Source organism: Streptomyces sp. NPDC039480 (assembly GCF_055597165.1).
Window position 1 is genome coordinate 141590 of sequence record NZ_JBVITX010000003.1, and the last position, 21140, is coordinate 162729.

The 21140-nt window shown below is 72.4% G+C and carries 20 protein-coding genes; 15 read left to right on the forward strand and 5 right to left on the reverse strand.

Annotated elements, in window-relative coordinates:
- Positions 1-84: 84 nt before the first annotated feature.
- Entirely contained in the window at positions 85-1857 is a 1773-nt protein-coding gene (locus ACZ56E_RS11280) for an immunity 49 family protein (RefSeq protein ID WP_471213321.1), read from the reverse strand.
- Positions 1858-2041: 184 nt separating this feature from the next.
- Here ACZ56E_RS11280 and ACZ56E_RS11285 point away from each other — a divergent pair, with 184 nt between their 5' ends.
- The 7 genes from ACZ56E_RS11285 (at position 2042) to ACZ56E_RS11315 (ending at position 8835) form a co-directional block, all read left to right on the forward strand.
- Complete coding sequence (locus tag ACZ56E_RS11285) at positions 2042-3247, forward strand: alpha/beta hydrolase family protein (protein WP_471213322.1); 1206 nt, start codon at positions 2042-2044, stop codon at positions 3245-3247.
- A gap of 28 nt (positions 3248-3275) precedes the next feature.
- Complete coding sequence (locus ACZ56E_RS11290) at positions 3276-3716, forward strand: GNAT family N-acetyltransferase (RefSeq protein ID WP_471213324.1); 441 nt, start codon at positions 3276-3278, stop codon at positions 3714-3716.
- Between the two features lie 108 nt (positions 3717-3824).
- The gene (locus ACZ56E_RS11295) at positions 3825-4367 is read left to right on the forward strand and encodes a hypothetical protein (protein WP_471213325.1); all 543 of its coding nucleotides are present in this window, start codon (positions 3825-3827) and stop codon (positions 4365-4367) included.
- A gap of 41 nt (positions 4368-4408) precedes the next feature.
- Positions 4409-5053 carry an SMI1/KNR4 family protein gene (locus ACZ56E_RS11300; RefSeq protein ID WP_471213326.1) on the forward strand — a complete coding sequence of 215 codons (645 nt, stop codon included), beginning with the start codon at positions 4409-4411 and terminating at the stop codon, positions 5051-5053.
- Between the two features lie 328 nt (positions 5054-5381).
- Complete coding sequence (locus ACZ56E_RS11305; protein WP_471213327.1) at positions 5382-5876, forward strand: transglycosylase SLT domain-containing protein; 495 nt, start codon at positions 5382-5384, stop codon at positions 5874-5876.
- Between the two features lie 64 nt (positions 5877-5940).
- On the forward strand, positions 5941-7077 hold the full coding sequence (locus tag ACZ56E_RS11310; protein ID WP_471213329.1) for an LCP family protein: 1137 nt from the start codon (positions 5941-5943) through the stop codon (positions 7075-7077).
- A gap of 159 nt (positions 7078-7236) precedes the next feature.
- On the forward strand, positions 7237-8835 hold the full coding sequence (locus tag ACZ56E_RS11315) for a sigma-70 family RNA polymerase sigma factor (protein ID WP_471213330.1): 1599 nt from the start codon (positions 7237-7239) through the stop codon (positions 8833-8835).
- A 66-nt stretch (positions 8836-8901) separates the two neighbouring features.
- On the opposite strand, the gene ACZ56E_RS11320 is transcribed toward ACZ56E_RS11315, so the two are convergent.
- Complete coding sequence (locus ACZ56E_RS11320; protein WP_471213331.1) at positions 8902-10008, reverse strand: hypothetical protein; 1107 nt, start codon at positions 10006-10008, stop codon at positions 8902-8904.
- A 208-nt stretch (positions 10009-10216) separates the two neighbouring features.
- Here ACZ56E_RS11320 and ACZ56E_RS11325 point away from each other — a divergent pair, with 208 nt between their 5' ends.
- Both ACZ56E_RS11325 and ACZ56E_RS11330 read left to right on the forward strand, forming a co-directional pair.
- Complete coding sequence (locus tag ACZ56E_RS11325) at positions 10217-10912, forward strand: ribonuclease H family protein (protein ID WP_471213333.1); 696 nt, start codon at positions 10217-10219, stop codon at positions 10910-10912.
- Between the two features lie 289 nt (positions 10913-11201).
- Entirely contained in the window at positions 11202-11855 is a 654-nt protein-coding gene (locus tag ACZ56E_RS11330; RefSeq protein ID WP_468611005.1) for a M23 family metallopeptidase, read from the forward strand.
- A gap of 35 nt (positions 11856-11890) precedes the next feature.
- Here the strand turns inward: ACZ56E_RS11330 and ACZ56E_RS11335 are convergent, their stop codons facing one another.
- The gene (locus ACZ56E_RS11335) at positions 11891-12712 is read right to left on the reverse strand and encodes a phosphoenolpyruvate hydrolase family protein (protein WP_468611004.1); all 822 of its coding nucleotides are present in this window, start codon (positions 12710-12712) and stop codon (positions 11891-11893) included.
- A 24-nt stretch (positions 12713-12736) separates the two neighbouring features.
- Entirely contained in the window at positions 12737-13990 is a 1254-nt protein-coding gene (locus tag ACZ56E_RS11340) for a Tm-1-like ATP-binding domain-containing protein (protein WP_471213335.1), read from the reverse strand.
- A gap of 110 nt (positions 13991-14100) precedes the next feature.
- On the opposite strand from ACZ56E_RS11340, the gene ACZ56E_RS11345 reads away from it, so the two are divergent.
- The 3 genes from ACZ56E_RS11345 to ACZ56E_RS11355 are packed head-to-tail and all read left to right on the forward strand — an operon-like array spanning position 14101 to position 18253.
- Positions 14101-15555: an aminotransferase-like domain-containing protein gene (locus tag ACZ56E_RS11345; RefSeq protein ID WP_471213336.1), complete on the forward strand. Its 1455-nt coding sequence runs from the start codon at positions 14101-14103 to the stop codon at positions 15553-15555.
- Positions 15556-15567: 12 nt separating this feature from the next.
- Complete coding sequence (locus tag ACZ56E_RS11350; RefSeq protein WP_471213337.1) at positions 15568-17310, forward strand: ankyrin repeat domain-containing protein; 1743 nt, start codon at positions 15568-15570, stop codon at positions 17308-17310.
- A 49-nt stretch (positions 17311-17359) separates the two neighbouring features.
- On the forward strand, positions 17360-18253 hold the full coding sequence (locus ACZ56E_RS11355) for an AraC family transcriptional regulator (protein ID WP_471213338.1): 894 nt from the start codon (positions 17360-17362) through the stop codon (positions 18251-18253).
- Here ACZ56E_RS11355 and ACZ56E_RS11360 read toward each other — a convergent pair.
- Positions 18238-18573 (reverse strand): cupin domain-containing protein, encoded by a 336-nt coding sequence (locus ACZ56E_RS11360; protein WP_468610999.1) that lies wholly within the window; start codon positions 18571-18573, stop codon positions 18238-18240. The genes ACZ56E_RS11355 and ACZ56E_RS11360 overlap by 16 nt on opposite strands.
- Positions 18574-18643: 70 nt before the next feature.
- Here ACZ56E_RS11360 and ACZ56E_RS11365 point away from each other — a divergent pair, with 70 nt between their 5' ends.
- From ACZ56E_RS11365 to ACZ56E_RS11375, 3 genes are all read left to right on the forward strand, one after another.
- Complete coding sequence (locus ACZ56E_RS11365; protein WP_471213340.1) at positions 18644-19609, forward strand: helix-turn-helix domain-containing protein; 966 nt, start codon at positions 18644-18646, stop codon at positions 19607-19609.
- A 104-nt stretch (positions 19610-19713) separates the two neighbouring features.
- On the forward strand, positions 19714-20202 hold the full coding sequence (locus ACZ56E_RS11370; protein WP_471213341.1) for an STAS domain-containing protein: 489 nt from the start codon (positions 19714-19716) through the stop codon (positions 20200-20202).
- 75 nt (positions 20203-20277) lie between these two features.
- The gene (locus tag ACZ56E_RS11375; RefSeq protein ID WP_471213342.1) at positions 20278-21120 is read left to right on the forward strand and encodes a DUF1206 domain-containing protein; all 843 of its coding nucleotides are present in this window, start codon (positions 20278-20280) and stop codon (positions 21118-21120) included.
- Positions 21121-21140 lie beyond the last annotated feature (20 nt).

Sequence of the window (21140 nt, forward strand, 5' to 3'; positions counted from 1 at the left end):
CAACACCGCACGACGACAACACGCCGGTGGCCGAGGTCTGTTCTACGCCTGTTCTACGTGTGCTCTGCGTCTCTCCTATACGTCTTACGTCGGAAACTCGCCGAGCCAGCCGCGGTTGAGGAGGTACCTGGGCAGGAACGGAGCCTTCTCGTCGACGGGGAAGTCGGCGTCGTACGCCAGGCACGCCATCGCGAGAGGGCCGAGTGCGACGCGGCGGTACAAGGCGGCACCCTCGCTCTCCGCGGGCCGGTCGGCCCAGTACCGCTCGTGGTGGGCGAGGGCTTCTGCGAGGGCCTGCGCGAAGGCGTCGCGGTCGCCCGCGATCAGGCGGTGGAGAAGCGCGGCCGGCTGATAGTCGATGAAGTTGAGGAAGTCGCCCGGGGTGCGGGTCGCGACGTGGGGGTGGGAGGTCTCCATGGTGGCGATCAGATGCTGGACGACATCGTCCATGGGCCGCCTCAGCCAGAAGGCCCGCAGCGTCTCGATCCAGTGGAAGACGTACTCGTCGAGGGGCGCGGCCCGGCGCAGGTCGTCCAGCGGCACGCCGCAGAGCATCGTCAGCCTGTCCTGTTCCCGGCAGACGGCGGCGAGGTAGAAGGCGTCGAGCCAGGCGCGGGCATCCGCGGCGGGGCCGGGTCCGGTCGCTGGCAGCGGCAGCACGCGGTCGGCGATGCGGCACTCCACCGTGCCCTGGTGGGACGTGGCCGTGCTGAACAGCGCCGAGCCGGTCTGCATGGCCCACACCCAGGCCTCCCAGGTCTCCAGGCTCGCCCCGTCCGGGTCGGCCGCGAAGCGCGCGTCGCTCAGCTTCTTCGTGACCGTGAAGGCGTGGGCGGGGCCTGCCGGGCTCTGCGCCAGCCGGACGATGTGTTCGGCTGCGGCGGCGGGGTCGAGTCCCGCCAAGTCGCCCCCGGCGGCCGCTTCGGTATCAGGTGCGGCGGAGGCGACGGGCGGCGGCGAACCGGCGTGCAGCTCCCTCATCACGTCCATCAGCTCGGGCGGCGGCACCACGGAGAAGGAGCGGGTCTCGTGGTCGATGACGGTGAGGGAGGTCAGCCGCCCCTGGTGCCACCAGTACAGCCGGGGTGACAGCGCGCCCGGCCCGTCCTCGTGCGCGCCGAGCGCGTACGAGCCGAGGTCGTTGACGGCGTCCACCACCGTGCCGTCCTCGATGGGGTGGAACGCCAGCCGGTTCCTGCGGGGGACGACGACGAGCGCGCCGGCGTCCGGCAGGTCCCTGCCGGTGGTCGCGCGGGCCAGTTCCGGGAGTACGAGCGCTTTGCTCGCCACGAAGTGGGAGTCCCCGTGGACGGAATGCAGCCGCGCACCCTGCGGGCCGGTCACCTCCGTGTGCTCCACCGGTTCGCGGAGCAGGTTCTGCCGGGCCGCCGCCCAGAGCCGCTCCGGGCCGGCGAGCGCCACGTCGCGATCGGTGAGGATGCGGACGGAGGTGGGGCCGTCGAGGGCCAGCGCGAGGATCAGCCCCTCGGCGACCGGCTGCGCGTAACGGAAGCTGTTCGCCATCTCGCCGGGGAAGGCGTCGTCGGGCAGGAGGCGCAGGACGGTGCCGTCGAGCAGTACCTGTACGTTCTCGCCGCCCCGGGACGCCTCGGCGAGGTGGGTGAAGTGCTGTTCGACCAGGGCGGGCCAGTGTTCCTCGGCCACGGCGCGGCACTGGTGTGCCAGGTTCAGGAGCGGGCTGCGATGCCCGTCGCCCACCAGTACGGCGTCGCCCTCCATCCGAGGACGTATGCCGCGGTGCGTCAGGAAGTAATCGGCAGTCACACTCCGCAGACGTTCGGCCTGCGGGAAGGTCAGCATCGGCAGGTGTGGATCGGGTGCGTGGTGTTCGTTCACCCGGTGACTCTACGAAGGGGCTCCGGCCGGGCCACGAGGGGGTGGCGGAGTGACGCCGGAACACGGCTCCTGCCCGTCATACCAGGAGCTGACATGCCGTCCGCGGCGTACCTCCAGAGTCTGGCCGCGCGTGCTACTGCAGGGCGACGTGCCCCCAACTGCCCCTGACCTAGCCTCCTTTGCCATGAAGGCAACCCGAACCCTCCTGCTTCGACGCACTCTGGTCACCACTGCCGCCCTCGCTCTCGCCCTGCCTGTCGCGGGCGGAGCGACCGCCTTCGCCGACGGACGCGGCGGCACCGGCGGCCCCGGCGGCGTCTCGGTGAGCGACACGGCGACAGCGCCTCTGCATCTCCCGCGCCCCACCGGCCCGTTCGCCGTCGGTCGCGACACTCTGCACCTCGTCGACAAGAGCCGCCCCGACCCCTGGGTGCCCTCGGCGGACGCGCGGGAGCTCATGGCGTCCGTGTACTACCCCGCGCGGCACGGCGGCGGCCGTCCCACCTCCTACACGTCGGAGGAAGAGGCCAGGCTGATGCTGGAGTGGTGGAAGCTGGACCAGCAGGTCTCCCCCGCCGCGTACAGCGCCACCCGCACCTTCGCGCGCGCAGGCGCAGGGCCGACACCGGGGCGCTTCCCGCTGATCGTGCTCTCCCCCGGCTTCACCGCTCCCCGCGCCACCTTGACCCACCTCGCCGAGGACCTGGCCAGCCGTGGCTTCGTCGTGGCCACCGTCGACCACGCCTACGAGTCGACCGGCACGGCCTTCCCCGGCGGGCGCGTCCTCACCTGTGAGGCCTGCCCCATCGTCGAGGAGCCCGGCGGGGGCAGGACCGCCACGGAGGGGCGGGCCAAGGACCTCTCGTACGTCATCGACCGGCTGACCGGACGCAAAGCCGCCTGGCGGCACGCCCGCATGATCGACAGCGAGCGGATCGGCGCGGGCGGGCACTCCATCGGCGGGGCCGCCGCGCTCGCCACCATGACGAGCGACCGCCGGGTGCGGGCGGGCATGAACATGGACGGCAGTTTCCACACCGGGCCCGCCGGGATCGACGGCCGCCCCTTCCTGATGCTGGGCACCGAGGAGGAGCACACGCCCGGGGTCGAGGACGGCAAGAACTGGGACGAGACCTGGCGGGGCCTGGACGGCTGGAAGCGCTGGCTCACCGTCGCGGGTTCCGGCCACTTCACCTTCACGGACGCGCCCGTCCTGATGGGGCAGGCCGGGGTGGTGGACCCGAAGGTGCCGCTGTCCGGTGAGCGTTCCGAGCGGATCACGCGGGCGTACATAGGGGCGTTCTACGAGCACCATCTGCGCGGCAGGCCGCAGCCGCTCCTCGACGGGCCGACGGCGGACCACCCCGAGGTCACGTTCCAGCGACGCTGACCGCAGGAAACCCGCTAGCATGTAACACATGCAAGACATTACTGACCCTTACGAGGTGCGCGCGGGAGTGCCGTCCGTCGAGACCTTCCGCCGTCTGCGTACCGACGCGGGACTCTCCGACAAGACGCCCGAAGCCGTCGCGCTCGCCCTGCCGAACACCTGGCACGGCGTGGTGCTCCACCACGAGGGCGAGCCCGTCGGCATGGGGCGGATCATCGGCGACGGCGGCACGGCGTTCCAGATCGTCGACATCTGCGTACACCCCGCGCACCAGGGGCGCGGGCTCGGCAAGCGCATCATGGCCGCGCTGACCGAGGAGCTGGAGCGCCGCGCGCCCGCGACCGCGTACGTCTCACTGATCGCCGACGGCCCGGCGCGCTTCCTGTACGAGAAGTTCGGCTTCGCCGACACCGCCGAGCACGACTCGATCGGCATGTACCGCACGATGAAGGCACAGCCGGAGCACTGATCCGCGCGCCGACTGCTTGAGCCCACCCCTCCATACCCCGGCGCGGCCGGGGTACCCGGGAATTCGACACGACAGCACCAGCCCGTCGATCCCGAGGAGGCACCGGCCGTGGACGGCTTAAGGCGCTGGTTCGACCACAGCCTGTTCGCACAGGCACTGCTGCTCTTCCCGCTGTGCGTGGGGGTCGCCGCCCTGTTCCGACAGGACGCACACCCGGTCCAGTGGCTGATCCAAGGCGCGCTCTACACCGGCGCCGGCCTCACCTGCGTGGCCTTCCAGCGCCGCAGGATCAGCCGCGCCATCGGCACGCACCCCCGTGCGGTCATCGACCTCAACCGCAGGATCCGGCACCGCGACGTGCCGAGCGACCCCGGGGAACGGGCGACGATGCGGCGCCTGGTCGCCGAACACCAGGACCGGCTGGAACGGGCAGAGCGGTGGCTGCCGTACTGGCTGGGCGTCATGGGACTCATCGCGACAGCCGTGCTCGTGCTCGGCGCAGCCACCGGCTCACTGCTCCCTTGCCTGCTCCTCGCCGGCGGTGTGGGTGCCTTCTGCTACTGGATCCTCTGGATGCGACGCCGCAACAAGGAGCGCTGCGAGTTCATGCGCTCGTCCCTGCGGGAGCAGAAGAACGAACCGGTGGGATGACCGGAGCCGGTTCGTGAACGGCCGACGCTAGCGTGTTCGGTATGGATCGGTATACGGCACGCGTACAGGGCATTGAGCGGCGGCAGATAGACGACGCCTGGCAGCGCATTGAGTCCTGGCTCGAACGGAACGCTCCAGCGACCTTGGCGAACCTGTTGCCCGGGGCTTCCGAGGCGGAAATCGAGGAATTGCAGGGCTCTTTGGGCGTGCGTCTGCCCGTCGGGCTGAGGGCGTTGTGGAGTCGGCGGGCAGGAGTGCGGCCGGAGCCGATGCCTGGATTCATGCCGGGAGAGTCTGTGCTGATGCCGTTCGATGTCGTCCGCCGCACGTATGAGCTCAAGATGCTGCTGCGACGGAGTGACGAGGAGGCGCAGCGGCGGACGGGCGACACAGAGGAGATCACGGTGTGGCGTCCCTCCTGGATCCCCTTTGCTTCGATCGGCGCAGATGCTGTGTCCGGCCTGTCTTTGGACGCTGAGACCGGCAGGATCTGGTACTGGTGCGAGTACGCGGAGCGCAGCGTGCAGTTCGAGTCGCTGACGGACTACATGGAGGAGATGGCTGACGTCCTCGAAATTCCGTCGCTCGCGGAAGAGGCGGGGGTCGGCCTGATGAACGGGTTCTTGGTGTGGGGGGTGCCGCACGATGCGGCCGAGCGAGCCGCGTGGGTGCCGTTGGCCGGGTGAGGCGTGCGCGTGAGGGAGGCCATGGCGTGGCGCTTTCCCGCCCGTCCTCGGTGACCCAGCCCACTTCCGGGGGCCCGTGGCTGTGAGGCCACTCATAGGGGACACGTCACATGCTAAAGGCGGTAGTAGGCGGGCGGGCGGGGGCGGGAGGTGGCTGGGGGTGTGCCGGGCAGGGGCCTCTTCGTAAGCGGGTAGTACGTCACATGATTGCGCGCCTCCCCGAGCGTCGCTAACTCTGGCTAGGTCTTCGGGACGCCCCGACCACCCGGCACAGTCGCCCGCTCCGGTCCGGCGCCCCTCACGTCCCCACCCAGGAGTTCGCTTCCGCATGTCGATGACCCGTACCGCCCGTACCGCCCGCACCCGCAAGTTCTCCATCGCCGGCCTCGCCACCGCCGGTGCCGCCGCCGCGGCCCTCACGCTGGTCCCCTCCCCCGCCCAGGCCGCCGAGCCGGCCCAGGCGCCCGCCTCCGCGCCGCAGGCCGCGGGCGACAAGAAGTACCCCGAGAACCTCGACGGCTGGATCCGCGAGTCCCTGGACATCATGAAGTCCAAGGGCATCCCCGGCACCTACGAGGGTCTGCACCGCAACATCATGCGCGAGTCCGCCGGTGACCCGAACGCGCAGAACGGCTGGGACGTCAATGCCCAGAACGGCACCCCCTCCAAGGGCCTGCTCCAGGTGATCCAGCCCACCTTCGACGCGTACCACGTCGCGGGCACGCCGAACAATCTGACCGACCCGGTCGCCAACATCACCGCGGCCGCCAACTACGCCGCCGACAAGTACGGCTCGATCGACAACGTCGACTCCGCCTACTGAGTCCCCGGACCAGCACTCCACTGTTCAGGTCCACCGAGTCATCGGTCGCGAAGAGAGGCAGCGCATGCCGCACGAGAGCGGGAACGACCAACCGGCGCACACGGTCGGCGGCCCCGCGGCGCCCGACTACGGGCCCGCACGGGTACGCGGCTCGCGGCGCCGGCCCCGGAAGAAGGCCCTGCGGTACATCGCGTGGGGCGCCCTGGGCACGGTCCTGATCGGCGGCGGGGGCGTGGCCTACGCCTGGCAGCACCTCAACGGCAACATCCAGGGCACCGACGTGAACGCCGCCCTCGGCCACGACAGGCCCGCCGAGCAGCGCGACGGGTCGATGAACATCCTCCTGCTCGGATCCGACTCGCGCGCCGGCACCCACGGCCGGTACGGCAGCGGTGTGAGCGGTGCACGGGCCGACACGGCGATGGTCCTGCACGTCGACAAGACCCACAAGAAGGCCTCGGTCGTCAGCATTCCGCGCGACACCATGGTCGAGCGGCCGCAGTGCGCGCAGCCCCACGGCGGCGGCGCGGCCGGCGCCCAGCAGGCCATGTTCAACTCGTCCTACCAGGTCGGCGGCCCCGCCTGCACGGTGAAGACGGTCGAGAAGATGTCGGGCCTGCGCATGAACCACTACCTCGAAGTCGACTTCAAGGGGTTCCAGAAGCTCATCGACGAGCTCGGCGGCGTCGACATCACCACCCGCAAAGCCATCAAGGACCCCAACAGCGGTCTCTCGCTGACCGCAGGCAAGCACACGCTGAAGGGCGAGGAGGCGCTGGCGCTGGTCCGTACCCGGCACGGCGTGGGTGACGGCAGCGACCTGGGCCGCATCCAGCTCCAGCAGGTGTTCATCAAGGCCCTGATCCACCGCGCCGACACCGTCGACCCGCTCAGCGACCCCGCCACGTCCTACGACCTCGCGGACACCGCGACGAAGACCATCAGCGCCGACTCCGACCTGGCCTCCGCGGACAAGCTGCTCGGCCTGGCCAAGGAGCTCAAGGGCATCAGCCCGGACCGCACCGACATGGTGACCATGCCCGTCACCTACGACGCCCGGGACGCGGGCCGCGTCCTGCCGCTGGACAAGGCGTCGCACCAGGTCTGGAACGCGCTCCGCAAGGACCGGCCCGTCCCGGACTCCGCGACGCGGGAGTCGGTGGCCGACAGGACGGACTCACCGGTGTCGGCCGGCTCCTGACGCGAGGCACCGGGGCACCGGCGCGCCAAGGCGGCATCGGGCCTGGCATCGTGACCCTCACCACGAATCCCACCCGAGTGGTTTCTGTTATCGAGGTGGGCGCGGGACGTCTCCCCTGTGTCGGAGGAGTCAGCCCCCCACACAGAGAGTGGACACAGCGTGAGCAGCGAACGCCAAGTCACGATGATCAGGGCAGCGCAGGACGGGAACCAGCAGGCGCAGGACGCGCTGGTGGCGGAGTATCTGCCGCTGGTCTACAACATCGTCGGGCGGGCCCTGAACGGCCACGCGGACGTGGACGACGTGGTGCAGGAGACCATGCTCCGCGTCCTCGGCGGCCTGGACGGGCTGCGCGGTCCGGAGAACTTCCGCAGCTGGCTGGTCGCCATCACCATGAACCAGATACGCGGCCACTGGCGCGAGCGCGCGTCGGGAGCGATACCCGCCGGCGGCGGTCTCGCGGACGCGTACGACGTGGTGGACCCGGGCGCGGACTTCGTGGATCTGACCATCACCCGGCTCGGGCTCTCCGGGCAGCGGCGGGAGACCGCCGAGGCCACCCGTTGGCTGGACGAGGACGACCGCGCCCTGCTGTCGCTGTGGTGGCTGGAGTCCGCGGGCGAGCTCACCCGGACGGAGGTCGCCGCGGCGCTGGAGCTGTCGCCGCAGCACACGGCGGTACGTGTGCAGCGCATGAAGGCCCAGCTGGAGACGGCCCGCGTCGTCGTCCGCGCCCTGTCGGCCAGCCCTCCCTGCGCGGGGCTGCGGCAGATCACCGCCGGCTGGGACGGGGTGCCGTCGGCGCTGTGGCGCAAGCGTCTGGCCCGCCACGCCCGGGACTGCTCCGCCTGTGCGGGCCACTGGTCCAACCTGGTGCCGGCGGAGGGGCTGCTGGTGGGCCTCGGCCTCGTCCCGGTGGGCGCCGCGCTCGGCGGCCTGGTCGTGGCACCGGACCTCGTCGAGGTCGGCTCGGCCTCCGCCGGGTCCGCCCACGGCGCCGCCGCCCCGGTCTCCGCCCGGACGCTGGCCCGCCGTGACCGCGCCAGACGCCGACGTCGTACGACCGGCGTGGCCGCCGCGGTCCTCGCGCTCGGCATCGGCGGCACCGCGGTGCACCTCCTCACCGGACCGGAAACGGACGAGAGCACACCGGCCACCGCCGCCGCCCCCGCCTCACCCACCGCTCCCTCGGCATCGGCCTCGAAGAGCGCCTCCCCCTCGGCCTCCCCCAAGCGCTCGGCGTCCCCCAGCGCCAAGCCGACCCCGAGCAAGACGAAGAAGAAAAAGAAGGCCGAGCCCTCCCCGAGCCGCACCGCGGCCAAGCCGAAGCCCAAGCCCAAGCCCGAGGCGCCGGACCCGGCGCCGCCGAAGCCGAGCGGCACCGCCGAGCAGGTCGTCGCGCTCGTGAACACGGAGCGGGCCAAGGCGGGCTGCGGCCCTGTCCGGTCCAACGGCAAGCTCGCCACGGCGGCGGCCAAGCACTCCTCCGACATGGCGGCCCGCGACTACTTCGACCACCAGAGCCCGGACGGCACGGACCCCGGCGACCGCATCAGCGCGGCCGGCTACCGCTGGAGCACGTACGGCGAGAACATCGCCCGCGGACAGCAGACCCCGGCGTCGGTGATGGACTCGTGGATGAAGAGTCCCGGCCACCGCGCCAACATCCTCAACTGCGACTTCAAGGAGCTGGGCGTGGGCATCCACAACGCGTCCGGCGGCCCGTGGTGGACGCAGGCGTTCGGCACGGCGCGCTGAGACTGGGGCTGAGGCTGCCCAGGCTGAGGAGCCCCGAGCCGCCGGGTGCGGTCGGCCGACGTGCGGTCAGCCGACCTGCTGGGTGTGGAACTGCTCGAGCCGCCGCTGCGCGAGCTGCAGCGTGCCGCGCTGGCGGCCGGGCACCCGGCGGCGCAGGGCGATCAGGCCGGGGCCCAGCGCGCGGACGGCCTCGGGGTCCCGTACGCGGTCCCAGAGGTGGTGGGCGCGGTCTGCCGCCGCCTCCACCTCCGGGGAGTCCGCGGCCTGCCCCGCCGCGAGCCGGGCCGATGCCACCGCGAGCCAGATCTCGCAGCTGCGCGCCAGGTCCCCGGCGAACCGCGCCAGGTCCGCCCGCACCTCCATCCAGTGGATGGTCTCCTTCGAGCCCGGGCCGTGCATGCGCAGCGCGCTCTGTTCCCAGGACGCCGCCAGGGCCGCCGCCTCGCCGTGCCGGCCCGCCTCGACGGCCGCGGTGATCGCCGCGTGCGGGTCCATGGAGGCGTCGGCGGGCGGCGCGGGGTGCGGTGGGGGTGCAGTGGGCGGCGTGCCGGGGTCGTGGACCGGCAGCAGGTCCGGGGCGTTCTCGCCGAGGCTCAGGGCGGCCTGCTGGTGCAGCTGGTGCAGCGGGGGGCGGTGGCCGCTGCGGAGGACCGTCGCGAGGGCCTTCATGTACGCGGGGGTCGCGGGCGTACGGCGTTTCGCGGGCGGCGCGACACGGCCGTAGAACGCGACGCCGGGGCCCGCGTCGAGGGGCCGCTCGGTGAGGGCCTGCCAGCTCTCCGGGTCGGTGTGCAGATCGGCGAGGACCGTGGTGCTGCCCACCGGGCGCAGCCGCAGCTCCTGGGCGATCCAGTGCCAGGGAAACCCGGTGTAGCGGACCGTCGCCGTGGTGGTCCTGGCGAGCGCGAGGTGCAACTGCCTCTGGCGCCGGTCGAGATGGACCTGCCCGATGAGGTAGATCGTCAGCGGTCCCGGCGCCATCGCGGCCGCCCGCAGCCGGGTCAGTACCGTCTGCGGGTCCAGCGGGTCCGCCAGTTCCACGATGCTCGCGGTCGGCGTACCTGCGAGGGTCTCCGGGGGCACCGCCGCGAGAACGGGAAGTACGGAGGCCGCGTCCACCAGGCGCCCCTTGCCCACCGGGGCAGCCGCGACGAGCAGCACGGTTCCAGGCATGGGCCCCTCCCTCTCGATCATCACGTCAGCACCGTATCCGCATCTCCCGCCCGCCGCGCCCATAGGGCTTCACCTGCTGTGGCACCGGGGGGTGCGGTTCGGGCGGTCGCTCCCAATTCCGGCTGAAGCGCGTGAAGTCGGACGATGCCGACACGGCACCCGGACACCCGGGGGGAGCTGAGCGGCGGATCGATGAAATCATCGAGGAATGTCTGACTTGATCATTGCCGCCTGCGACGGAGCGGCCAAGAAGAATCCCGGGCCCGCCGCCTGGGCATGGGTGGTCGCCGACGCCGAGGGCCGCCCGCAGCGCTGGGAGGCGGGGCCGCTCGGCCACGCCACGAACAACGTGGCCGAACTGACCGCGCTGGCCGAGCTCTTGGAGGCCACCGACCCCGCGCGGCCGCTCGAAGTGCGGATGGACAGCCAGTACGCGATGAACGCGGTCACCAAGTGGATCGCGTCCTGGAAGCGCAACGGATGGCAGACCGCGGCGAAGAAGCCGGTCGCCAACAAGGACCTCGTCGTCCGCATCGACGCGCTGCTGCAGGGCCGTGCGGTGACGTTCCGGCACGTGGCCGCCCACCAGGTGGGCGGTGATCACCTCAATGCGATCGCCGACGTCGCGGCCAGCGACGCCGCGACGACCCAGCAGCCCGCGGGCACCGCCCACGGCGCCCGCGAGATCCCCGAGCCGCGCCCCGACCGCATGACCGCCGCCCCCGCGGGCCGCGCGCCGAAGAAGACCGCCACCCGCGCGAAGAAGTCGACGTCGAGCGCGGTGATCAAGGCCAAGTACCCCGGGCGCTGCCACTGCCAGAAGCCTTACGCCGCCGGCGAGAAGATCGCCAAGAACGCGCACGGCTGGGGCCATGTGGAGTGCCGGGACACCGCCGACGCCTGACACCTCCGTCGTCGCGGAGGCGAACATCCGGCCGTGCTCGACGACTTCGCCGGAGAATCAGATGGCGTTCCACCCCGATTCCAGCAAGTGCCTTGCCGATGGAGTGGACTGTGGTGACGTCGTCATGCGAAGCACAACCCCCTTGATGCGCGCTGAAATTGTCGTTCCGGTGTTCGGAGGGCGTCCAATATCTGTTCGTACTGACCACCAGGCCGGTCGGTTATGGGGGCTTCCCCCGGATGGCGCAGCCGACGTGCGCTCTCCCGCCACGGACGGTCTCCTTTCTGCAATGGGTTACGACATAGACAGCCCGCGTGAAGCGGGCACCACACGACGTGACGCACTGGGCATGGCCGCGGTGCTGTTGGCAGGCGGCGCCCTCTCCGCGGGGGCGGCCGCGCCACGGGCCGGACTGGAGCCCGACGGCTCCTGCCCGGCGACCTACGACGCCGAGTTCGAGGAGGCCCTCGCCGAGGCCGACGCGGAGTTCCCCGAGGAGGACGACCGGGGTCTCGCCGAGGCCGGTCCCCGCCGGCGGTTCACCCTCCCGCTGCGCCGCCGCTACCGGGTCACCACCCGGTACGGGAAGCGCGGCAACTGGCTCGCCGGTCACCACACCGGGGTCGACCTCGCGGTACCGCGGGGCACCCCCGTGTACGCGGTGGGCGCCGGGGTGGTCGTGCTGGCCCGCTGGTCGGGTGCGTACGGCAACGCCGTCACCGTCCGGATGCCGGACGGGCACTACGCGCTGTACGCCCACCTCTCCCGCATCCGGGTGCGCAAGGGTGCCCGGGTCCGCGCCGGGACGCGGCTCGGGAGCAGCGGCAGCACGGGCCGGGCCACCGGCCCCCACCTGCACCTGGAGATCCGCGCCCGGCGCAACTACGGCTCGGACATCAGCCCTTACCGCTATCTGGCCCGGCGGGGCGCCCGCCTCTGGTGAGGACGGCGGGGGCGGCCAGGCGGTGAGCGCGGAGTTCACGGCCGCAGGGACTTGAACGCCCGCGTCTGCTCGACGACGGCCCGCTCCGTGGGCAGCCGCTCGATCGACGAGGCGCCGAAGAAGCCGACGATGCCGGTGGTGTGCTCGAGGACGTACCGCGCGTCCTCGGGCTCGGCGATGGGGCCGCCGTGGCAGAGCACGAGGGCATCGGGGTTCACGCGCTTGGCGGCGTCGTGCATCTCCTGGACGGCGGCCGCCGCCTGGTCGAGCGTCATCGCGGTGCCCGCGCCGATGGAGCCCTTCGTGGTGAGGCCGACGTGCGGGACGAGGACGTCGGCGCCCGCCCTCGCCATCTCCGCGGCCTGCTCCGGGTCGAAGACATAGGGCGCGGTGAGCAGGTCGCGCTCGTGGGCGGCGCGGATCATGTCGATCTCCAGGCCGTATCCCATGCCGGTCTCTTCGAGATTGACGCGGAACGTGCCGTCGTACAGGCCGACCGTGGGGAAGTTCTGCACGCCGGTGAAGCCCATGGCCTTGAGCTGGTCGAGGAAGAGGTCCATGCGGCGGAAGGGGTCCGTGCCGCACACGCCCGCGAGGACCGGGGTGTCCCGGACGACGGGCAGGACCTCGCGCGCCATGTCGACGACGATCTCGTTCGCGTCGCCGTACGGCAGAAGGCCGGCCAGGGAGCCGCGGCCCGCCATCCGGTAGCGGCCGGAGTTGTAGATGATGAGCAGGTCGACGCCGCCCTCCTCCGCGCACTTGGCGGACAGGCCGGTGCCGGCGCCCGCTCCGATGACGGGCCGGCCGTCGGCGACCTGGGCGTGGAGGCGGGCGAGTGCTTCCTTGCGGTTCATGGGGTGCTCCTGGAAAGGGTGAGGTCAGCGGCCGGCCGGTACGGCGGCGCGTTCGCCGATCAGCTGGTGCAGACGGTCGGCCATCGCGACCGCGAAGGACGCGTCGTTGATGTGCGCGTCGACCTCGTGCAGGCGTACACCGCTGCCGCACACGGTGGCACGCAGGGCGTCGAGGCCCGTCATGTCGGCCACCGGGTCGGCGAAGGGCGCGTCCGTCATGTCCACGGCCGAGAGCCCGCGCAGGGGCCAGAAGATTTCGGCGGGCCCGCGGGCCGCGGCGAGCTTGTGGCCGAGCATGGCTCCCAGAGCGGCCATCTCCCGGGCGGTCGTCCGCATGAGGGTGACCGTCGGGTTGTGGACCAGGAACCGTCGTCCGGCGAAGCGTTCCGGGATGCTCGCCTCGGGGCCGAAGTTGACCATGTCGAGGGCGCCGGGCGCGACGACTTGAGGGATGGCGGCGGCACCCGCGGCGGTGAGCCGGTCGGGGCCCGCGCTGAGCACTCCCCCGACGAGTTCGTCGGCGAGTTCGGTGGTGGTCAGGTCGAGCACGCCGTCCAGCAGGCCGTCGGCGGCGAGCTTCTCCACGGCGCGGCCGCCCGCGCCCGTGGCGTGGAAGACCAGGACCTCGTAGCCGAGTTCGGCGAGCCGGGCGCGGGCCGCGTCGACGGCGGGTGTCGTCACGCCGAACATGGTGGCGGCGACGACCTTGCGCCGGGGGCCCGCCAGCTCCTCCAGGTTGCGTTCCTGCCGGCGCGCCATGCCGGCCGCGGCGGCCGCCGCGTTGCCGAGGACGTGGCGCGAGACGGAGTTGATGCCGGAGACGTCGACGACGCTGTACATCATCGTGAGGTCGCTGCTGTCGACGTACGGTGCCACGTCGCCGCCCGCCATGGTGCTGACGAGCACCTTCGGTACGCCGATGGGCAGGGCCCGCATGGCCTGCGCGGCGATGGCGGAGCCGCCGCTGCCGCCCGCGGCGAGCACCGCGTGGAGCCTGCCCTGCCGGTGCAGGTCGAGGACGACCCGGGTCAGTCCCTCGGCCATGGCGGCGACCGCCACGCCGCGGTCGCCCGCGGCCCGCAGCGCGGCGAGTTCGTGCCCGCCGGCGCGCGCCACCGTCTCCGCCGATATGTCGGGTGTGGGCGTCTGGGCGGGCGGCGGGAGCACGCCGACGTCGACCAGCAGGACGTCGCTGCCGTACTCGCGGAGCCGTTCGCGCATCCAGGCGTACTCCTCGCCCTTGGTGTCCAGCGTTCCGACGAGGACCACGGTCGCCATGTCCTTCACTCTCCTTCAGGTGCCCAGTGGTGCTGATCCTGTGGCCGGTCCTGGTCGGTGACAACGACCAGTGGGGCCGGATTGGCCTGCGGGTAGGCGAAGATGAGGGCATGGCGAAGATCCCGACGGCCCGATTGTCACGGCTGCTCACCGGTTGGTCGTCCGAGGGGGCGGGCCCGCTGCCGCGGCGACTCGCGGATGCTCTGCGGGAGTTGGCCGAGCGGGCGGACGTGGCGCCCGGCACGACGCTGCCGTCCCAGCGTGAACTGGCCGGTGTGCTGGGGGTGAGCCGCTCCACGGTGACCGCCGCGTACAGCCTCCTGGAGGACGCGGGCTGGCTGGAGAGCCGGCGCGGCAGCGGTTCGCGGCTGCGCGGCTCGGGTTCGCTGGAGCGGCACGCGGGTGAGGGACGGCTCGCGAGCTTCGACGCGCGGACGAGCGGGGCCGATCTCTCCAGTGGCGCGCTGGACGGGCTCGGCGCGGTGGGCGACGCGGTCGGTGCGCTGTCGGCCGCGGACCTCGCCCCGATGCTGCATGGCGACGGCTATCTGCCGCACGGTCTGCCGGAGTTGCGCGAGGGCATCGCGGCGTACTACCGCGAGGCGGGGGTGCCGACGGAGCCGGAGCAGATCCTCGTCACCTCGGGTTCGCAGCAGGCCGTGTGGCTGGTCGCGCAGGCCCTCGTCGACCCGGGCGACACCGTCGTGGTGGAGAACCCCACCTACCGGGGGGCTCTGGAGGCGCTGCGGTCGCGTGGCGCGCGGCTCGTCCCGGTCGGCGGCGACCGTCCAGGGGCGGGCGGTGACGGCTCCGACGCCGCGGCGCTGCGGCGGCTGGGCGCGACGGTGCGGCCGCGGCTCGTCTATCTCCAACCGGCCGTGCACAATCCGACGGGCCGCAGCCTGGACGGCGCGGCGCTGCGGGAGTGGGCGTCGGCGCTCGGCGAGCGTGAGCTGTTCACCGTCGAGGACACCGCGTGCGCGGAGCTCGGCCTGGCGGGCGACGGGGCTCCCGTGCCGTTGGCGGCCCGGCTCCCGATGGCGTCCACGATCACGGTGGGGACGCTGTCGAAGCTGTTCTGGGGCGGGGTGCGGGTGGGCTGGGTCCGGTCGTCGCCGCACATCGTCGCGCGGCTCGCGAAGATCAAGACATCGGTGGACCTGTCATGTTCGGTGGTGGACCAGTTGGTGGCGGTGCGGCTGCTGGCCGGGCTGCCGCGGGCGCGGGCGACGCGCCGCGCGGTGCTGCGCGACCGGCTCGCGGGTGCGGAGAAGTTGTTGCGCGCCCGTGCCCCGCACTGGGAGTGGGACCGGCCGGCCGGCGGCCCCGCCCTGTGGGTCCGGGTGCCGGGCGTCGACACGGAGGCGCTCGCGCAGTTGGCGCGGCGCCGGGGCGTGGCCGTCGTGCCGGGGTCGGCGTTCTCCGCCGTGGACGGTTTCCGGGACCGGCTGCGGCTGCCGTACGCGCACGGCGTCGACTTGCTGGAACGGGCGCTTCCGACGCTGCTCGACTGCGCGGAGCGCAGTCGCGACAAGAGCTCCACGTCCGTTGTCAGACCCTCCTGACAGCATGAAGGCATGGGATTCTTCGACGACTTGGTGCTCACCTCGGAACCGGCCGAGCCGAAGGGCGAGGTGGTCAGGCTGGGCCCTCCGGGAGAGGACGCGGCCCGGGACAGGCCGCCGCTCGACTGGTTCGAGCCGGCGCCGGTGCCGCAGCTCGCGGTGGCCGGAGAGGGGCCGGAGGCCAAGGTGATGGTGACCGGCTGGTCCGTGTGGCCGGATTCGGTCACCTTGCACCTCGCCGTGCACCGGCCGGTCCACCGGTCCGGCGGCGGGGGCCACCGGCAGTCCGGGCTGCGGGTGGGGCTGCTGCTGGCCGACGGCAGGCGGGTGACCTCGCTCGACGCGACGACCCAGGAGACCGTGCCGGTGGTCGGCCCGTCGGAGTTGCGGGCGTACGCGTCGCGGCGCGTGCCGACCGGACTGATCCCCCTGGACCCCGGTGGCCTGGGCGACTCCTTGTTCAGGACCTGCGTCTACCTGTATCTGGCGGAGCTGCCCCCACCCGGCGAGACACGGCTGGTGGTGGAGTGGCCGGACGAGCACATTCCGGAGACGGGCACGCCGGTCGACGCCGCCGCCCTGCGCGCCGCGGCCGCGCACGCCGTCGAGGTGTGGCCGGACCTGCCGACGCCGCCGGCCAAGGGGCCCGAGTCCTTCACGGTCGTCCGGATGGGCGGGCCGCCCGACTTCCTCGCCAGGCCGATGTCCGCGCACGAGCGCCGAGAGCTGCGCGAGCGGGAGGAGGCGGAGCAGCGGTATGTGCCGCGCGGCGACTGGGACCGCATGGGCTATGCGGACTGGGACGACGCCGCGCTGATCCGGGCCCGTCTGGAGGGCGGCGCACCGGCCGACGCGGTCGTGTGGTCGGGTGCCACTCCCCTGCACCTGGCGGCGGAGCGGGGCTGCGCGGAGTCCGTGGCCGCGCTGCTGCCGCACGTCGAGCGGATCGACGCGCCCGACGAGGAGGGGCACACCGCGCTGTGGCACGCCGTCTGCACCGGCGACGAGGACAGTGTCCGTGCGCTGATCCGGGCCGGCGCGGATGTCTGGACCCCGCAGACCGGCCCCTGGTCGCCCGGTCGGCTGCTGCTGACGACGCCGCTCGCCCCGCTCGTCGCCGCCCTGCCGGGTGCGGTGGCCCTGCCGCCCGACGAGCTGGCCGCCTTCCGCGCCGCGGACGCGCTCATCGAGGCCTTCGACGATCCGCAGCTGTGGACGGAAGGGCTCGGCATCGCCTTCGTGCGCGATCTGGACGCCGAGGAGGTCGTCCGACGGCTGGGCGCGGACCCGGCGCGCTGCCCGGAAGTCCCCCCGGAGCACGCCCCGTTCGACGAGGACGACTACGACGAGTCCCTGCGCTTCGTCGGAGTGACCGACCTGCCCGGCAGCCCCGGCGGCTGTGTCCTCACGCAGGACGGGTACATGCCGAGCGACGACGGCGTGCTGCACGCGATATCGGCGGGGACGACCGCCTATGGTCTGTACTTCAACCCCAAGGGCGGCACCCACGGCACCCTGGCCAGGGACGGCCGCCCCGTGGAGTACGAGGAGATCGGTCTGACCCCGGACGAGACGGAGCCGGCCGCGCACTGGCACTTCCGGTTCTGGCGGTCGGGTCGCAATGTCCCGTACGCCGCGCACAATCTCGCCTACGCCTGTGCGGCGGCCGGGCTGCGCGTCACCGACGCCCGGCCCGCCCTGGACGACACCCTGCCGCGACGCTGGGTGGAGCTGCCGCCGCATCTCGTGCGCTGACCGCGGGGTTCCGCAAGCGATTCGCCGGCAAGAGGCAGGAGATCCGGGAGTGCTGGAGCGGCTCAACGAAGCCATGGAGTACGTCGAGCGCCACCTCGGCGAGACGGTCGACGTGGCGGAGGCGGCCCGTATCGCGGCCACTTCGGAGTACCACCTGCGCCGGATGTTCTCCGCCCTCGCGGGCATGCCGTTGGCGGAGTACGTCCGGCGTCGGCGGCTCACCCTCGCGGGCGCCGAGGTGCTCGCGGGCCGGGACACGCTGCTGGAGATCGCGGTGCGGTACGGCTATGGCTCGGGCGAGGCGTTCGCCCGGGCGTTCCGCGCCATGCACGGCGTCGGGCCCGGCGAGGCGCGACGCACGGGAGCCACGCTCAGCTCCCAGTCCCGGATGTCCTTCCGCCTCACCATCGAAGGGGGTGGCGACATCCGCTATCGCGTGGCGGACAAGGCGGCCTTCACCGTCGTCGGCCCGAAGACCCGGGTGCCGCTGGTGCACTCGGGTCCCAACCAGTCGATCATCGACTTCGTCCGCGGGATCGCGGCGGCGGACGTGGAGCGTCTGGAGAAGCTGTCCGACGGCGAGCCGCGGGGCATCCTCGCCGTCTGCGACGACCTGGACCCGAGCCGTGCCGAGGGCACCGAACTCGACTACTACCACGGGGTGATCACTTCCGCGGCCACCCCCGAGGGCGCGTCCGTGCTGCCCGTCCGGGCCGGGACGTGGGCGGTGTTCTCGGCGTCGGGTCCCGTCCCGGAGGCCATCCAGCACCTGTGGCGGGACGTCTTCATGGAATGGTTTCCGTCGAATCCGTACCGCAGCCGCCCCGGCCCGGAGATCCTGCGCACCCGGCTGTCGCCCGACAAGTCCGTGGCGGACGCCGAGCTGTGGCTCCCGGTGGAGCGGGACCGCGGCCTCGCCGGCCCGGGCTACCCCTCCGGATAGAAGACGAACAGTGTGCAGCCGGTGGTCGTCTGCGGTATGTGCGAGGAGCCGGCGGGCGCGTGGATGAAGGAACCCGCCGGGTAGTCGCGTTCGCCGTCGTTGAAGACCCCGGAGACCACGAAGACCTCCTCGGGCCCCGGCTCGTGCACGTCGATGCCCTCCCAGCAGGAGTGCGGGTCCATCTCCAGGACCTGGGCGCTCGCGCCGTTGGCGCCTTTCCACAGGGGGCGCAGGCGGATGCCGGGGAAGAGTTCGCGGGTGGGGGCGTCGTGCACCGCCGACCAGACGTAGCCGGGCGGGGTGTGCTGTTCTGTCGTCATGGCCCCAGCCTTCCCGGTCGGCGCCGCCCCGCCGAGTGTCTGAAAAGACATGACGAGGTATTTTCCTGCCATGCATCATGTCGTCGCGCTCGCGCACGCTCCTCAGTCGACGTTCGAACTCGCCTGCGCGGCGGAGGTGTTCGGCATCGAGCGGCACGGGATCGCGAGACGGTACTCGTTCGGGGTGTGCGCCGAGCACCCCGGCCCGGTGGCCACACGCGCCGGGTACGACATGCTCGTGACCGACGGCCTGGACGCGCTCGAACGGGCCGACACCGTGGTCGTCCCCGGCTGGCAGCCCACCGCCGAAACCCCCTCCCCCGCCCTGCTGCGCGCACTGCGAGGCGCGCACGACCGCGGCGCGCGGGTGGTCAGCATCTGCTCGGGCGCCTTCGTGCTGGCACACGCGGGGCTCCTCGACGGCCGGCGCGCGACCACGCACTGGGCCCTCGCCGACGAACTGGCCGCGCGTTTCCCGGCCGTCCGGCTCGATCCCGACGTGCTCTATGTGGATCACGGGGACGTGGCCACCAGCGCGGGATCCGGCGCGGGCATCGACCTGTGTCTGCACCTGGTCCGCGCCGACCAGGGCGCCCGGTACGCCGCGCACGTCGCGCGGAACATGGTGATGCCGCCCCACCGCGAGGGCGGGCAGCTGCAGTACGCGGCGCCTCCGCACCCCGCGCAGTTCGACGGTTCGCTGGCGCCGCTCCTCGCGTGGGCCTCGGAGCGCCTGGCCGAGCCCGTCGGCGTCGAGGACCTGGCCGCGCACGCGGGCGTCTCGGTGCGCACGCTGGCCCGCCGTTTCGCCGACCAGCTGGGCGTCAGCCCCGGTCAGTGGCTGCTGAGCCAGCGCGTCGGCGCCGCGCGGGAGTTGCTGGAGACCACCGATCTCCCGCTCGACGCGGTGGCCCGGCGCGCCGGACTCTCCTCGGCGACCAATCTCCGCAGGCGTTTCCTGCGGGCCCTCGGGACGACGCCGGGCGGCTACCGCCGGGCCTTCCGAGCGGCTCCCCAGGTGGACCCGCCATCATGACTACTCTTCGTAGTCAAAGAATTGACGCCCCATCAGTTTCCCTCGGCCGCTAATCCTATCGTCCGATGAGGGTAAGAACGGCTCTGAGCGGGAACGATTGACTCGTGACCTCGGTGCCGCCCTGGACTCGATGGCGTCCGGCGCCGGTCATCGTACGGCCCGCCATCACCGCTCCGACTACTCTCCGTGAAGGGAAAGAGACACTGCTGGACTGGGATACGGGCACCGCCGACTTCACCTTCGGCCTGCGTCACCGCGTGGTGAACGGCACTGATGTCCTTGCGTTTTGGGGCGAGCTGGACGCCTGGGCCGACCAGGAGCTCTCTCCCCGCGTCACGGCACTCCTCGACCGGGCCGGCCCGCGGGTCGTCGCGGACCTTCGAGGGGTGACGTTCATGGACGCCGGCGGCCTGCGGCTGCTGGTGCGCATCCGGAACCAAGTGATCCTCGACCGTGGCACCTTGTGGCTCGTGCCCGGCAGCCCGCGCAACCGGCGGCTGCTGCGCATCACCTCCCTCGACCGCGTCTTCACCATCCCTGCGGGCGCGCCGGTCCCCTACACACGGGCCGGCGCCCGCAGCGGGTTCCGCTGATGCGGTCCGAGGCATGAGGCGGGGCTGTCCGGGCACTCGGACGGCATGCATCTTCCCTCCATTCGGCTCCCTGACATGCGTCTCCCGTCGGCCGCGACGCGCGGCAAGAGCAAGGCACGGCGGGCGGCCAAGGGGCGCGGCGTAGCAGCGGTGGCACGCGCCGGGTTCATCGGGCGCGGCGTGCTGTACCTCCTCGTCGGTGCGCTGGCCCTGCGCATCGCCTTCTCCGACGGCGGCGGCCGCCAGGCCGACCGCGGGGGCGCCCTGGCGGAGCTCGCGGAGAAGCCGTTCGGGAACGTACTCCTGTGGCTGCTCGGCATCGCCCTGGCGGGCATGGCCCTGTGGCGGCTCTCCGAGGTCTTCTTCGGTCAGGCGGGGCCGGACGGCGACTCCGCGCGCAAGCGGGCGCTGGCCGGCGCGCGTTTCCTCTTCTACACCTTCGTCGCGTACTCCATCCTCGCCTACGCCGCGGGCGACAAGGGCAGCGGCAGCGGCTCCAGCGACCGGCAGACGCAGGATGCGACAGCGAAGGTGCTCGACTGGCCCGGCGGGAAGTGGGTCGTCGCCGCCGCGGGCGCGGGCGTCATCGTGGCGGGGCTGTGGATCGCCGGACGCGCCCTGCTGCGCAAGTTCCACGACAAGCTGCGCATGGGTGAGATGTCCCCGCAGGTGCGCCGGGGCGTCGACGCCGTCGGCATCGCGGGCGGCACCACGCGAGGTGTGGTCTTCGCCGTCGCGGGCGGCTTCGCCATCGCGGCCGCGCTGCGGCACAAGCCGGGCGAGGCCAAGGGCATCGACAACACCCTGCGCTCCTTCGCCGACACCGCCGCCGGGCCCTGGCTGCTCGCACTGATCGCGGTCGGCCTCGCCGCCTTCGGCCTCTTCTCGTGGGCGAACGCGCGCTGGCGCAAGTTCTGACGGCTCACGGCCCACAGGCT

Excerpts from the sequence above, each read along its gene's own strand:
- ACZ56E_RS11285 (WP_471213322.1), top strand. The coding sequence starts at position 2,042 with ATGAAGGCAACCCGAACCCTCCTGCTTCGACGCACTCTGGTCACCACT.
- ACZ56E_RS11290 (WP_471213324.1), top strand. The coding sequence starts at position 3,276 with ATGCAAGACATTACTGACCCTTACGAGGTGCGCGCGGGAGTGCCGTCC.
- ACZ56E_RS11300 (WP_471213326.1), top strand. The coding sequence starts at position 4,409 with ATGGATCGGTATACGGCACGCGTACAGGGCATTGAGCGGCGGCAGATA.
- ACZ56E_RS11305 (WP_471213327.1), top strand. The coding sequence starts at position 5,382 with ATGTCGATGACCCGTACCGCCCGTACCGCCCGCACCCGCAAGTTCTCC.
- ACZ56E_RS11310 (WP_471213329.1), top strand. The coding sequence starts at position 5,941 with ATGCCGCACGAGAGCGGGAACGACCAACCGGCGCACACGGTCGGCGGC.
- ACZ56E_RS11320 (WP_471213331.1), bottom strand. The coding sequence starts at position 10,008 with ATGCCTGGAACCGTGCTGCTCGTCGCGGCTGCCCCGGTGGGCAAGGGG.
- ACZ56E_RS11325 (WP_471213333.1), top strand. The coding sequence starts at position 10,217 with ATGTCTGACTTGATCATTGCCGCCTGCGACGGAGCGGCCAAGAAGAAT.
- ACZ56E_RS11330 (WP_468611005.1), top strand. The coding sequence starts at position 11,202 with ATGGGTTACGACATAGACAGCCCGCGTGAAGCGGGCACCACACGACGT.
- ACZ56E_RS11335 (WP_468611004.1), bottom strand. The coding sequence starts at position 12,712 with ATGAACCGCAAGGAAGCACTCGCCCGCCTCCACGCCCAGGTCGCCGAC.
- ACZ56E_RS11340 (WP_471213335.1), bottom strand. The coding sequence starts at position 13,990 with ATGGCGACCGTGGTCCTCGTCGGAACGCTGGACACCAAGGGCGAGGAG.
- ACZ56E_RS11345 (WP_471213336.1), top strand. The coding sequence starts at position 14,101 with ATGGCGAAGATCCCGACGGCCCGATTGTCACGGCTGCTCACCGGTTGG.
- ACZ56E_RS11350 (WP_471213337.1), top strand. The coding sequence starts at position 15,568 with ATGGGATTCTTCGACGACTTGGTGCTCACCTCGGAACCGGCCGAGCCG.
- ACZ56E_RS11360 (WP_468610999.1), bottom strand. The coding sequence starts at position 18,573 with ATGACGACAGAACAGCACACCCCGCCCGGCTACGTCTGGTCGGCGGTG.
- ACZ56E_RS11365 (WP_471213340.1), top strand. The coding sequence starts at position 18,644 with ATGCATCATGTCGTCGCGCTCGCGCACGCTCCTCAGTCGACGTTCGAA.
- ACZ56E_RS11375 (WP_471213342.1), top strand. The coding sequence starts at position 20,278 with ATGCGTCTCCCGTCGGCCGCGACGCGCGGCAAGAGCAAGGCACGGCGG.